Below are 13,124 nucleotides of genomic sequence, written 5' to 3' on the forward strand. Positions count from 1 at the left end.
CACCCTACGAGACTGTGAATCTTTTGTACCGCGTGTCGGGCGAATGTGATTCTCTAGGCAGACTGATCTGCTGGAGAGGATGATGGCTGACGAGGGACTTTTTGGCGAATTGCCGGATCAGTCGGCGCCACGAACCGAAGCGGTGCCGCGGGGTGCACCTCGGCTGCGCGAGCCCGTGCGCAATCAGGTCGAATTGCGGGCGGTCGATATCGACAGCCTGATCGGGCAGGATCATCTGGCCCGGGTGATCTGGGCTTATGTCGAGGGGCTCGACCTGAGCGAGCTGGAAGATCGGGTTAAGGCACGGGAAAACAGGCCGGGCCATCCGGCGCCATCACCCCGGCTGCTGCTGGCGCTTTGGCTGTACGCCACGAGCGATGGCGTTGGCAGCGCGCGGGCGTTGGATCGGCTCTGCGACAGTCACGACGTCTACCGCTGGCTCTGCGGCGGCGTGTCTTTGAACTATCACACACTGTCGGATTTCCGGGTCGGCTGCGCGGACCTGCTGGACCGTTTGCTGGTCGAACATCTGGTGGCTCTGAATGAGGCAGGGCTGATTGATCTGGAGAAGCTGACCCAGGACGGGGTGCGGATACGGGCGAATGCGGGGGCCGGCTCGTTCCGGCGGGAGGCAACGCTCGGCCGGCAGATGGCCCAAGCGAAGGCTGTGGTGGAAGAGCTCAAGCGCGAGGTCGATGCGGATCCGGAAGCCAGCAGCCGGCGTATCAGGGCGGCCAGAGAGCGCGCGGCACGCGAACGCAGTGAGCGGGTGCAGGCTGCGCAGAGGGCTTTGGACGAGATCAAGCGGAAGCGCAAGCAACTCGACGAAAAAGGCGGCAATGGCAAAAAGCCGAAGGAGCCCCGGGCCTCCACCACCGACCCGCAGGCAAGGGTGATGAAGATGGCAGATGCCGGCTTCCGCCCCGCCTACAATGTGCAGGTGGCCAGCGCGGCCGGCGAACTGATCGTGGTCACGGTCGACATCGACAACAACGGATCAGATCGCGGCTTGATGCGGCCGATGCTGGAGCGAACGCGCACTCGGCTGAAGCGCTTGCCGCGTCGCTACCTCGCCGATGGCGGGTTCTGCAGCGGCGAGGACATCGAATGGGCGCACGGTGAAGGCGTCGAGGTCTACTGTCCTCCGCCCAACTCCAGGAGCGGTGTCGATCCCTTTTTACCTCGGAGCAGCGACGGTCCTGGCGTCGCGGCCTGGCGGGCCCGCATGGCCAGCGAAGCCGGCAAGGCACAGTACAAAGCCCGCACGATCTGCGAATGCATCCATGCCCGGTGGCGGAACTGGGACCTCAGGCAATTGACCGTGCGCGGCATCGAGAAGGTCCGTGCCGTCGTGCTCTGGTACGCCCTCACCAACAACATCCTGCAAGGACACCAACTGGCAAAAGCATAGACAGCACAGCCATCCCCCGGCGGTTCGACATCGACGGCCCCCGACATCAGCGCGGGCGCTACCCACTCTTTAATATCGAATGCGGAAATGACTCACAGGCTCTACGGCATCTCGTTACGCCGCGATCAAATCGCTATACGTCGGATCAATCGCGTCCTCTGCGACCAGCTCGTCACAGAACAGCCTCGCCTCTTCGCGCGCTGATTCGGTGGCGAAGCGGCGCAGCAGGACCATCAGCGGCTCGGTGGCGCCGCGGTCGCTCTCGCAATGGGTGAGCACGCGCTCGACCATGCGCCGGCGCAAGCGCGCCGCGGTGTCGTCGGTATCGACATAGCCCTGCTCGTGGCAGGCATCGAGCGCGACCTGAAATGCAGCGAAGGTTGCTTCCGGCAACCCGGCACGACGGAGCAGCGCATGCAGGCTGTTGCCGCCGCGATCGTGCAGCAGAGCCGAGACGCGCGCCAGCGGCAGGTCGGCGAGCTCGGCCAGCGCTGCATCAAACAGGTCGAGATTGCTCGACAGCAGCGCGCGCAGGATCAGGCCCGCGGTGAGCTGGCCGGTGACGCGCAGGTGCTTCACCAGGCCCTGCATGTCATCGCCGCGCGAGCGCGCCGCGATGTTGATGGTGGAGCGGTCACGGGCCTCGATCGTCATGCGCTCGGCGCGATCGGCGCTCAGCCAGTTGCGCGCGACGACGAACTGGGCCAGCGTATCGGAGAGTTTTGCCACCAGCGCGGCGCGCGTTGCGGCCGGAATATCATCCAGCACCAGCATCGCCTCGCGGATTGCGGCGAGATGGCCGTGGCGCTCGACGATGCGCGTCCAGGAGAACGGGGCGAGCTCGGCATGGGGATTTTCGATCAGCTCGAGGGCCGCAGCCGCGCAGCCGACCTCGGCGATGGCGGCGCAGACCGAGACCGGCAGGTTGATGCGGCGAGCGACCGCGCACTGCACCTCGTCATTGCCGGTCGCGACGATGTCGACGAGATCGGCATCGATCAGCAGCGGCGAATGTTCGAGCACGGGGAGCGCCACGGTCGGCTGGTCCGCTGACAATGCCCGCACGATCGATGCCGGAGCGTCCGTGCTGCGCGCAAAAGCCTCGGCCATCGCCTGCCGCACCAGCGGCGAAGGATCGTCGAGCAGCATCAAAAGCGCGCCTTCAGCGGCGACGCGGTCGTCATGGGAAAGATCTGAAATGAGCCAGGCCCGGGCCAACGCCCGCGTTGCCTCCGCCCGCTCACCGGCGGGCGCGGTCCTGATCCAATTGATGAACTGCCGAACAATCATGTTGCTTCCGGCTTACGCAACGGAAAACGAAGCGGTGACTGGATGTCACCTGCAACACAAAATAAACCACGACGCTTAACAAAGCGTTCACCATAACTCGCTGGTTTTATTGATGATTTATTAAGGGCTGAAAGTCGCCGAGCGGTCGCGGCCGCGCTAGCTGGAGTATGCGCCGCTGCGATCGCTGAAGAGATCGAGCGGTTGCGGGGGGCGCACGTCCGGTGTTGCCGAGGCGACTGACGTGAGCGAGGCGTTGTTGCCCCACAATTTCTGCACCGTCGTCGAGACCGGCTGCGTCGCATCGCCGGGCTGATAAATCGAGCGGAAAGCCGGCGTGACCGGCGTGTTGTCGGCGACGCTGGCTGCCGATGTTGCGCTCACCGGTGTCACGCCGCGCGCCTCCGGAAAGGTCTGGAGATAGGCGGCGCTGTTGACCATCGGCTGCACGCCATTGGCGGCGGCGACCTGCGTGGTCGAGGGCGTGTCGCCATACATCGCCATCGCGCTGCGCGTCGATTTCGCGTTCGAAGCGCTGGCGTAGCGCGCATTCAGCACCGAATAGACTTCAGAGACGCTGCGCGCGCGGCCGTCCCTGGCGTAAAAGATCGAGCGGTTGGCGGATGCCGCATTGGGAAACAGCCGCGCACCGACCGCTTGTGGATTGTCTTCGGCATTGGCGATCAGTTTCGCGGCGCCGCCGACACCCATGAAATGCGCCATGTAGAGCTCGCTGTCGGATGGCCTGCGGCCGAGCAGACCGGTGAGCTTGAAGCTGTTGGACTGCGTCAGCGCCGCCGCCATGCTGGATGCGGCCTCTGGATCGTCACGCAGCTTCATGATCGAGCGCTTCATGAACGGATCGTCGACGGTATAGCTGCCCGACGAAGTCTTGGTAATGGCATCGGCATAGTTGCCATAGCCGAGCTGGGGACCCGCCTCCTTCACCGTGCCGAGCCAGGTCTGATCGATGAACTGATAGAGGCCGTGGGCGGATGACGTGGTGGCGCCAGCCGATGGATCGAAATCCGATTCCATCTTGGCGGTGGTCAGCATGTATTCGAAGCTGACGCCGGTCTGGTTCGAGCCCTGCTTGATCGCACCAGCGACGCGCTTCAAGCCGTCGCTCGCGGCTATCTGCGTGGCACTGGAATTGTCGACCGACATGATGTAGCGCCCGCCCCGCGCGGCGTTTGAGCGGCGCCGGCAATTCGGACGCCCGATCGTCCCACCGTGGGACATGTATGGTTAATGCGGGGTTAATTCCGGAGGCACCGTCATTCCGGGGCATCGCGCAGCGATGAACCCGGAATCTCGAGATTCCGGGTTCGCCCCTTCGGTGCGCCCCGGAATGACGGGAGGCTATTTCTTGTAGACCGCGTTCGGATCGAACAGCCTGTCCGCCTCGACGAACACCAGCTTTGCGCCCCCGCCTTCGGCCTCGACCTTGCGATAGAAGCAGGACCTTCGGCCGGTGTGACAGGCCGCGCCGATCTGCTCGACGCGAATCCAGACCGCGTCCTGGTCGCAATCGGTGCGGATCTCGACCACGCGCTGGGTCTGACCCGAGGTCTCACCTTTCCGCCACAAGGCATTGCGCGAACGGCTGAAGTACCAGGCTTCACCGGTGGCAATGGTCTTGCGCAACGCCTCCTCATTCATATGCGCGACCATCAGGACGTCGCCGGTGGCGATGTCCGTCGCCACGCAGGTCACGAGGCCATTCGCATCGAACTTGGGCAGGAAAGCCAGGCCTTCCTCGATTTCATGGGAGTGAGCTGACACGACAAATCTCGCCAGTTGTTCGCGAGGTCAGCGCGTCATGCCTCGCACCATGGACAGGAACCGGGCCTGCTCCGCAGGATTGTCGCGGAACATGCCGGTGTAGCGGCTGGTGAAGGTCGAGGCGCCATGCTTGGCGACGCCTCGCACCGACATGCAGGTATGCTCGGCCTCGATCAGGACGGCAACGCCGCGCGGTTTCAGGATCTCGTCGATCGCGGCTGCGATCTGCGCCGTCAGATGTTCCTGGGTCTGGAGCCGGCGGGCGAAAATGTCGGTCAGGCGGGCAAGCTTGGACAGTCCGACGACGCGCTCCACCGGCGTATAGGCGATGTGCGCCTTGCCGTAGAACGGCATCATGTGATGCTCGCACTGCGAGGTGAACTCGATGTCCCGCACCAGCACGAAGTCGTCATAGCCGGCGGTCTCGCCGAAGGTGCGATCGAGCACCTCGGCCGGGCACTGGTGATAGCCCTGATAGAGCTCGTCGAAAGCCTCGACCACGCGGCGCGGCGTGTCGAGCAGGCCCTCACGCCCGGTGTTCTCGCCGATATAGGCGAGCAGCGTCTTCACCGCCGCTTCCGCCTCGGCACGCGCGGGGCGCGGCTGGTCGGCGCGGACAGCGGCCGCGAGGAATTCAGCGGGGTCAAGCTCGGCCGGCCGGCTCTCGGGCTGCCGGTCGGAAGGCTTGTTCGGGCGGATGGATTTGATCGTTGCGTCCATGTCTACTCCGTTCGACGGCCTTGCGGCCGGAGTGTCACCGGCAGACGGGGCGGACAAGCCGCCGGACGCCTGAAGAGAGCGGTTTTGACGAAAAAGGCCACTCGGCACAACGCCGGCTGAGCGGATATGGATCACCGCCGACGCACCGCCGGACTGTTTTTCCGCCAGTTCCGCCCCTATATAGGACCCTGGACCGCGCCAGCCAAGGCCGATCCGGCAGGTAAGTGTTGGACTCCATCACATGCTGAACGACATCTACAATAAGCGGATTATCGAGCTGGCCGGTAATATTCCGCGCCTCGGACGGTTGCCGGACCCCGATGCCACCGCGACCGCCCATTCCAAGCTGTGCGGCTCGACCGTGAAGATCGACCTCAAGATGGAGGGCGACACCGTCACCGACTTCGCGCATGACGTGAAGGCGTGCGCGCTGGGACAGGCCTCTTCATCCATCATGGCAAGTCACGTGGTCGGCTCGACTGCGAGCGAACTCCGTGAGTTACGCGAAACCGTTCGCAAGATGCTCAAGGAGAACGGCGCTCCTCCTGAAGGCAAATGGGAAGAGATTAAATTCCTCGAGCCGGTCCGCGACTACAAGGCGCGTCATGCCTCGACGCTCCTCACCTTCGATGCCGTGGTCGATGCGATCTGCCAAATCGAGGCCAAGGCGAAGCACCCGGCCACTGTGCAAGCCTGAGACTGAGGCTCTTACTTCTGCGGCGCCGCGGCCGGCGTCGCCACGCCCCCAGTCGGGACCAGCGCTTCCGCCGTCTTGGTCGACTTGGCAGGCTCCGGTTCCTCGCCGAACCTTGCCTGCGTCTTTGGCGCAAGGTCCGCCATTGCAGGCGCAGCAACGTCCACATGCGGCAGGACGTCGGACACCAGATCGGTCGTGACGAGATTGGTCAGCTTCAGCTCAGACGCATCGAGCTCATGCAGATCTTCCCACGGCGGCACGTTCAGAGCGAGCGACAGCAGATCCCCCGCCCCGCCCATGTCGAAGGTGTATTTGGCGAGCCGGCCGATGTCGCGTTCCACGATCATCAAATCCTGCGCGCTGTAGCTTGCTGCCTTGGCGTCGTCGGCGCGATCGCCCATCCAGATCTGATGGACGCGGACATGGGCCGCATCAGGCACGTAGCGCTTCTTGCCGGCCAGCAGCAGGAACACGCACATGGATTCGCAATAGGCCTCCGAGGCGATCCTCGGACGGGCGCCCTTCCCGCCGCCGTTCTGCTGCGTGATCCCAACGGTGGTCAGGAGACCGAGATTGCGGAAGCGCCGGCCCAGCGTGATCGCGTCGTTGACAGAACCGCCGCTGGAGTCGAGCACCACTGTAGCGCCGCCGAGCTGCCGGCCGCGGGCGAAATCGTCAAAGTCCTTCGGAGTATCTGCGGTGATAATGCCGACCGCGCTGACCCAGCCGCGGCAATTGGGCTCGCAGGCAACCCAGCCAAACTTCATCGGCAGCTTGCGCTCTTCGAGCGAGGCGCCAGCGCTGGCCGGCGAGCCAAGGGTCGCGATGGCCCCCGCCAACACGACGCCACAAGCGGCGGTTCCCACCAGCAACCAGCCACGAAGATTGAATGACTTCAGAACTTTCAAACTGGTTCCTTCCCCAAGCCCCAAGGCGATTCAGGCAAGCCCCGTATCGATGTTCCCGCGAGTCTACACATGGACGTCACAAAAATGGTATCCGGGGGAATACAGATCGTCCATAGGTACTTGCTGCACTGCTCCCTGAAAGCAGGCAAAATATGGCGCGCGTACAACAGCTCGCTGTTCCCTGCGCTGGAACCGAGCATTGGTGCGCACAGGACGTCGGCACATCGCACATGAAGCACTCAGCCTGCGAGCATTGTTCCGCACCCGTTGCCCAAGCCCTGCGGCTGCCGCGCAGATTCGGTCGCGCGCTGATCTGGCTCTACCGGCATACGCTGTCGCCGCTGGTCGGCTATAACTGCCGACATCTGCCGACCTGCTCCATATACGGCGACGAAGCCATCGAGCGCTTCGGACTCTGGGCCGGTGGTTGGATGACAATCGCCCGGCTGTTGCGCTGCAATCCCTTCGGCACATCAGGCATCGACAACGTGCCTCTCGCTGCCCCGCAAAGCGCACGCTGGTATTTGCCGTGGCGCTACGGCCGCTGGCGCGGCGTCAACGCCTCGTAACCATGCTGCGGTGCTTCACGCATCGCTGCCCTGAGCGGAACCGGAACTTCCCCCTCGCGTTGTCGTGATGCTCCCGCGGGAGGAAACAACAATGCGCTGGAAAATCAGCCGTCATTTTCATTTCAGGCCTGGTCTGCACCTTAGCTTCAATCCCAGGGATCACGATCCGCGCACTATCGACATGATCGCGATGGTCGCGCTGCTCGTGCTGGTCATCGGCTCCGGGTGGTATCTGGCAACATCTCTTGCAACGCCGCCAAGCACCACGGCATTCATCGTGCCCAGCCAGAGCGTGCACTGGTAGCTAACGAAACCAGAAAAAGCGTCCGGGCGGCGGTGGAATCGGCTCGGGCGGACGCGGCCGCTTCGGGCGCAGCGGCTTCGGCTGCGGCTCGGCGAACGAGGACGTCTCCGCGGCAGGCAGCGCATCGCCCCCCGCGACCTTCACCGACAGCAGCAAATTCGACTCGTGCACGCGCCAGCGATAGCCGACGCCGAAATCGATGGGCTGCGCGCGCGTGAACAATTCGGCGTAACGCTCCTGATAGCGGCCGGGGAATTCGTTGATCGGACCGAGATAGTGGCCGAACGGGAAAAAGCGCCATTGCCGCGGATTGTAGTTGGCGAGCGGAATGCCGGAATCGTCCTGGATGATGGTCGCGCTGTTGGCAAGCAGCCAGTCGCGCGCGACGGTGAAGTTGCCGGAGTGCAGCAGATAGGACGCGCTCTTGATCAGGCTGTTGCCCGGGCCGAGTGTCTCGCAGAATTTCAGGAAGCCTGCGGCGCGTGCCCCAGGATTGGAGAGATCCGTCGAGAAATAATACAGCGTGCGCGCTTCCCCGTCGCTGCCGGCAAATGTGATGCGGACGCCGCGCGTGGCGCTCGGCCCAGGATTGTCATTGCCGACGTGTACTCCGCCCTTGTCGTCGAGCGCGACCATCTCGACGTTGCGGATGGTTTTGCCGGAGCGCGCCAGGAAAACGTAGAGGATCGGCAAGGTGCCGTTGACCTGATTGGTGTGCAGGTCGACCTTCATCTGCTTGGTGATGAAGAAGGAAAAGCTCAGGATCGAACCGAGCGAGCGCTCGACATTGTACACCGCGGCGTCGACCGAGCCGCGCGACAGCCTGCTCAAATCAGGCACCGCGCCAACAGGTTCGAGCGCGCCCAGCACATAGGTGCTGGCCTTGGAATAGAAGGCGTTGGCGTAAAGGAAATCCGGCCCACTGAACAAATAGAACATCGTCGGCCGCGGCGCCGCGAGATTGACGTCGGCCCAGCTCCGGATCTTCGATAGTTGCCGCTGCTCGAGCTGGGCGAAGGCGCCGTCGAAGAATTTTGCGTGATGCTGCCAGGATGGGTCCCTGGTCAGCGCCATCAGCGGCGAATCCGCCGAAGGCTGCATGCCCGCGAGGAAGCGCGCGGTGTCGTCATAGGTGACCTCGGCCGCACGCACGGAGGAGATGGTCGCGGCCAGCAGGGCAAGAGCGACGGCCGCAAATCTCATGGGTCGAAACATGTCTATTCGCGATTGTGTGAATTGGCTGCGGCGACCGGCCGCCTGCGGAAAACAGCATAAATCAACAGGCCCGCGAGCATGACGAGCATCCCCGATAGCGACTGCACGGGCCGCTCGGTCAGGAGGTAGTACATCATGAACGCGGTCACGAGCAGGAAAATGAGCGGCGTGAACGGGTATCCCCAGGCGCGGTAAGGCCGCGGCAAATCAGGATCGGTGATGCGCAGCTTGATGACGCCGGCCACCGTGAAGAACGAGCAGAACAAGAGCGCGAACTGGATGAAGTCGAGCACGGCCTCGAAGCTGCGCGTGAACAGCAGCAGGTTGGCGACCGCGAGCTGAAACAGGATGGCGTAGGCAGGCGCGCCTCTCACCGATCGCTTCGAGAACACGCGCAGCGCGGGAATGTCCTCCCCCATCGTCATCATCACGCGCGGGCCGATCCACATCATCGCGCTGATCGAGGAGATCAGGCCGACGCAGATCATTGCCCCGACGATGCGGCCGCCAAGCGCGCCGAAGATAGCGCTGCCGGCGACGCTTGCGACATCGAGCTGGCCCGCCAGCGCGCTGATCGGCGTCGCATAAAGGAACACCGCATTGAGCGCGACATACAGCACCAGGACGATCAGCGTACCCGCAAGCAGCGCGCGCGGAAGGCTCTGCTGCGGCGTGTTCATCTCGCCGATGATGTAGGTCGCGGCATTCCAGCCGGAGAACGAGTACATCACGAAGACGAGCCCGATCGCGAAAGGCGCGCTCACGATATGGGCGAGATCGCCAGCGTGCGGAGCAAAGGAGATCGGCTGCGGCGTACCGATGACGAAGCCGGCGATCAGGAAAGCGATGATCAGCACGACCTTGAGAATGGTCGAGATCAACTGAAAGGTCGACGAATGCCTCACGCCGGTCAGTTGCACGATCGAGACCAGCCAGACGACGCCGATGGCAAGGGGGATCGGCGGAAGATCCGGCATCACCGACTTGGCGTATTCGCCAAACGCCATGGCCGCGAGCGCCACGGGCGCTGCGAAGCCGACCGTCGCCGAGACCCAGCCGGCAAGGAAACCGAAGGCCGGGTGATAGGCGCGACCGAGGAAATTGTACTCGCCGCTCGAGCGCGGAAACATCGCGCCCAGCTCGCTGTAGGAAAACACGCCGCACAGCGCGACGATGCCGCCGACCGTCCATAGCGCGAGGATGGAGAAACCCGAGGGGATATCCTTGACCTGGAAGCCGAGGCTGGTGAAGACGCCCACCCCGATCATGTCCGCAACCACGATCGCGGTTGCGACCAGAACGGAAACGCCGGAGCCGCCGGTCAGTCGCCCGCTCCAGGGCGCAGTTCCCGCATCTGATGCCGTCATCTGGTCCTTGAGCCTCAGGCGTCGAGCCTCGTTGGAGGCATCGTGCAGATTGGTTCAGTCAATTCAAGCAGGGTTAACAAGGGTTAAATGAGGCGGCCAAAATCGGTAACTAGCCACCTTCTCTCCCCGCTTTGGCCCAACAAACCCGCAGTCCGCCGCGCTGATGCGCCTGTCTCTCCCACAATCGCGACACGATTGCGTGGCAATTTTCGGTCATTCCGGAGGTGGGGAAGTTTCTCCGGACGCTTAACGTCGCCTAAACGCCAGTCGGCTCAATGGTCTTAAAGATTGCTGATGGTTCGTGACTTGGATGGGGTCATGCTTGGGGTCATGGGTGGATGGTCGGGGCCGTTCCTGAATTGAGGGCAGACATGCGCGCTGACCGGACCTGGGGGTCCGGGGCGCGCGGTCGCGCGCTTCGGATCGCCCTGACCTCAGGCTTGGTGCCCCTGTCGCTCACGCTGGTTCAATGCGGTCAGTCGCCCAATCCGACAGCGCTTGCGGCAAGCTCGCAGGCCAACGTCCAGGTCGTTGCGAAGACCAACCCGCAGGCCGCCAATCAGCGCGTCGCAAGCGGCGACACGTTCGAGGATCGCTTCCCTGCCCCGCAGTTCAAAGAGCGCTTTCCCTCGGCGACCGAGAGTTTCCTGCAGCGGCAGATGTCGGACTTCTCGCCCAAGCGCGCTGTCCAGCAGCAGCCGGAGCAGGCGCCCTACAAGGTCGCCTCGCTCGCGCCGCAGGTCCCCTTTCAGCGTCCGCCGCGCCAGGATCTGACGACCCTCGTCAGCATGAAGACCTCGGCCTTCCCCTATTTCGGCAACAACCCCGCCTCCGACGCGCCCTTCCTCAACATCTCCAAGGGCGACCGTCGCGGCCATCGCAGCTATTCGGGCCGCGTGTTCTGGCAGGACGAGACCTACAACGACAGCCGCGTGCTGGTGCACGTCCCCGAACATTTCGACGTACGCAAGCCTGGCGTGATCGTGGTGTTCTTCCACGGCAACGGCGCGACGCTCGAGCGCGACGTGCGCGACCGCCAGCTGGTGCCGCAGCAAATCACCGATTCCGGCGCCAACGCCGTGCTGCTGGCGCCGCAGATGGCCGTCGATGCCGCCGATTCCAGCGCCGGAAAATTCTGGCAGCCCGGCGGCCTCAAACGCTTCATGGAAGAATCGGCGAGCCACCTCGCGCAGCTGACCGGCGATCCCAACAGCGCGCGCGCCTTCGCCAACATGCCGATCGTGATCGTCGGCTATAGCGGCGGCTTCCTGCCGACCGCGTGGAGCCTCGAGGTCGGCGGCATCAGCGATCGCGTCCGCGGCGTCGTGCTGCTCGATGCGGTCTATGGCGAAATGGACAAGTTCGCGTCCTGGATCGAGAGCCACCGCTCCGGCTTCTTCGTCAGCTCCTACACCCACTACACGGCAAGGCGCGACCGCGAGCTGATGAGCGTGCTCAAGCAAAAGGGTATCGGTGTCTCCGAGGACATGGACGGCCCCTTGCGTCCGGGCAGCGTCGTGTTCGTCGAAACCGGAGAGGGCATCACCCATCGCGACTACGTCAACCGCGCGTGGACGCAATACCCGCTCAAGGACGTCCTGGTGAAGATGTCGGCAACGCCGGCGCTGGCACTGACGCGCGTTGCGGCTGCCAGCTCATCGGCACCGAGCCGCTAGCCCGGACACGAGCGACCGGGCGCTCAGCTCTTCGGTAGCTTCGGAATGCTCTCGGCAAAGCCGTTGAAGCAGGCCAGCCGCTCGTCCTCTTCCTTGAAGAATTTGCAATCGGCGTAGCCCTTGGCCTTGGGCGGCTTCGGCTTGGGCGCGGGCGGGATGATGGCGTCGTAGCAATTGAGCCGGTCCTTTGTGCCATCATCCACGTCGAGGCAGGCCTGGAGCCGCGCCGCGACCGATTGCGGCTTGCCCTTCGCTGCCGCAGCAGCGGCCGGCTTGGCAGCCGCTTCCTTGGTCCCAGCCTTGGTCCCCTTGGGCTTGACCTGCACCAGCGGCTTGTCCCCCACCATCGGTGGCTTGTCGGTTTGCGCAAGTGCGGAGGCTGAATAGAGCACCGCGGCAATCGCCAGAATCATCCTCATTTCAGTCAACTCTCTTTGGTCCCCACCTCTGGCCTTCTAGCGCCCTCCCGCGCCGTTTGCCAAGCGCCTTGCGCAAGGCAAACACAGCCATCAGACCGAGGCCACAGCGGCCGGCCGGGGCCGGCTCAGGACCACCAGGACCAGCGCCAGGACGACGAGACCGACCGCCACGAAGCCTGTGCTGTGCAGCAGGTCGCGGGCAAACAACAGCCCGCCGACGGCGGAGCCGATGGCCTGGCCGATATAGAGGACCGACGTATTGAGCGCGACGGTTGCGGGCGCGAGCGGCGGGGCGGCGGCGACCAGGCGCACCTGCTGCATCGAATTGGTCGAGGCAAAGCCCAGCCCCCAGATCGCAACCGCGGTCGCCATCAACACCAGGCTGCCCGCGCCAATCGCCCACCCCGAGATGCCCGCCAGCAACAGGCACGTGAACAGCAATGACGTCCGATAAGGGCCCCAGGTATCGACGATGCGGCTCGCCACCACGACGCCGAGGAAGCCGCACACACCGTAGATGCCGAACACGAGGCCAATCGCGTCCGGGCTTGCGTCGGTCAGCTTCTTGAGCAGCGGGCCCATGAAGGTGAACACCGCGAACTGCCCGGACATTTGCAGCATCGTGATCAAAAGCAGCAGCAGGATAGACCTGTTGCGGCCAACCTCGCTCCACGTCCTCAGGTCGACCGGCGCACCCTTCAGGCCGGCCGGCAGCCGCACCAGCAGCATCAGGAAGCTCACACATCCGAGCGCGCCGATCGTGCCG

14 protein-coding genes are annotated in these 13,124 nt (G+C 64.1%); 5 read left to right on the forward strand and 9 right to left on the reverse strand.

The genetic code is table 11. The features are described from left to right. The first annotated feature begins 79 nt into the window (after positions 1-79). Complete coding sequence (locus AOQ71_RS08120; RefSeq protein ID WP_057742559.1) at positions 80-1,411, forward strand: IS1182 family transposase; 1,332 nt, start codon at positions 80-82, stop codon at positions 1,409-1,411. A gap of 114 nt (positions 1,412-1,525) precedes the next feature. Here the strand turns inward: AOQ71_RS08120 and AOQ71_RS08125 are convergent, their stop codons facing one another. The 4 genes from AOQ71_RS08125 to folE form a co-directional block, all read right to left on the reverse strand. Next, entirely contained in the window at positions 1,526-2,701 is a 1,176-nt protein-coding gene (locus tag AOQ71_RS08125; protein WP_057744235.1) for a DUF2336 domain-containing protein, read from the reverse strand. Between the two features lie 156 nt (positions 2,702-2,857). Then, positions 2,858-3,865: a transglycosylase gene (locus tag AOQ71_RS08130; protein ID WP_057744359.1), complete on the reverse strand. Its 1,008-nt coding sequence runs from the start codon at positions 3,863-3,865 to the stop codon at positions 2,858-2,860. A gap of 195 nt (positions 3,866-4,060) precedes the next feature. Continuing rightward, the gene (gene hisI / locus AOQ71_RS08135) at positions 4,061-4,483 is read right to left on the reverse strand and encodes a phosphoribosyl-AMP cyclohydrolase (RefSeq protein ID WP_057744238.1); all 423 of its coding nucleotides are present in this window, start codon (positions 4,481-4,483) and stop codon (positions 4,061-4,063) included. A 27-nt stretch (positions 4,484-4,510) separates the two neighbouring features. Then, a complete protein-coding gene (gene folE / locus AOQ71_RS08140) occupies positions 4,511-5,203 on the reverse strand; it encodes a GTP cyclohydrolase I FolE (RefSeq protein ID WP_057744242.1) in 693 nt (230 codons plus the stop codon). A gap of 241 nt (positions 5,204-5,444) precedes the next feature. Between folE and AOQ71_RS08145 the strand changes: the two genes are divergently transcribed. Beyond that, the gene (locus tag AOQ71_RS08145) at positions 5,445-5,900 is read left to right on the forward strand and encodes an iron-sulfur cluster assembly scaffold protein (RefSeq protein ID WP_057744244.1); all 456 of its coding nucleotides are present in this window, start codon (positions 5,445-5,447) and stop codon (positions 5,898-5,900) included. An 11-nt stretch (positions 5,901-5,911) separates the two neighbouring features. Here the strand turns inward: AOQ71_RS08145 and AOQ71_RS08150 are convergent, their stop codons facing one another. Further along, positions 5,912-6,808 (reverse strand): COG3904 family protein, encoded by an 897-nt coding sequence (locus tag AOQ71_RS08150; RefSeq protein ID WP_057744246.1) that lies wholly within the window; start codon positions 6,806-6,808, stop codon positions 5,912-5,914. Between the two features lie 230 nt (positions 6,809-7,038). On the opposite strand from AOQ71_RS08150, the gene yidD reads away from it, so the two are divergent. Both yidD and AOQ71_RS08160 read left to right on the forward strand, forming a co-directional pair. After that, positions 7,039-7,377 (forward strand): membrane protein insertion efficiency factor YidD, encoded by a 339-nt coding sequence (gene yidD / locus AOQ71_RS08155; RefSeq protein ID WP_057744249.1) that lies wholly within the window; start codon positions 7,039-7,041, stop codon positions 7,375-7,377. A 91-nt stretch (positions 7,378-7,468) separates the two neighbouring features. Then, on the forward strand, positions 7,469-7,681 hold the full coding sequence (locus AOQ71_RS08160; protein WP_057744252.1) for a hypothetical protein: 213 nt from the start codon (positions 7,469-7,471) through the stop codon (positions 7,679-7,681). Here the strand turns inward: AOQ71_RS08160 and AOQ71_RS08165 are convergent, their stop codons facing one another. Both AOQ71_RS08165 and AOQ71_RS08170 read right to left on the reverse strand, forming a co-directional pair. Next, positions 7,682-8,884, reverse strand: a complete 1,203-nt coding sequence (locus tag AOQ71_RS08165; RefSeq protein ID WP_057744362.1) for a hypothetical protein — start codon at positions 8,882-8,884, stop codon at positions 7,682-7,684. Positions 8,885-8,898: 14 nt separating this feature from the next. Then, positions 8,899-10,263 carry an APC family permease gene (locus tag AOQ71_RS08170; RefSeq protein ID WP_057744255.1) on the reverse strand — a complete coding sequence of 455 codons (1,365 nt, stop codon included), beginning with the start codon at positions 10,261-10,263 and terminating at the stop codon, positions 8,899-8,901. Positions 10,264-10,634: 371 nt separating this feature from the next. Between AOQ71_RS08170 and AOQ71_RS08175 the strand changes: the two genes are divergently transcribed. Then, entirely contained in the window at positions 10,635-11,939 is a 1,305-nt protein-coding gene (locus AOQ71_RS08175) for an alpha/beta hydrolase (protein WP_245316796.1), read from the forward strand. A 23-nt stretch (positions 11,940-11,962) separates the two neighbouring features. On the opposite strand, the gene AOQ71_RS08180 is transcribed toward AOQ71_RS08175, so the two are convergent. Both AOQ71_RS08180 and AOQ71_RS47450 read right to left on the reverse strand, forming a co-directional pair. Continuing rightward, a complete protein-coding gene (locus AOQ71_RS08180; protein ID WP_057744261.1) occupies positions 11,963-12,358 on the reverse strand; it encodes a hypothetical protein in 396 nt (131 codons plus the stop codon). A 90-nt stretch (positions 12,359-12,448) separates the two neighbouring features. Next, the coding region (locus AOQ71_RS47450; RefSeq protein WP_245316797.1) for an MFS transporter at positions 12,449-13,124 on the reverse strand (676 nt) is incomplete at its 5' end.

The organism is Bradyrhizobium manausense, from assembly GCF_001440035.1.
Lineage (GTDB): Bacteria > Pseudomonadota > Alphaproteobacteria > Rhizobiales > Xanthobacteraceae > Bradyrhizobium > Bradyrhizobium manausense.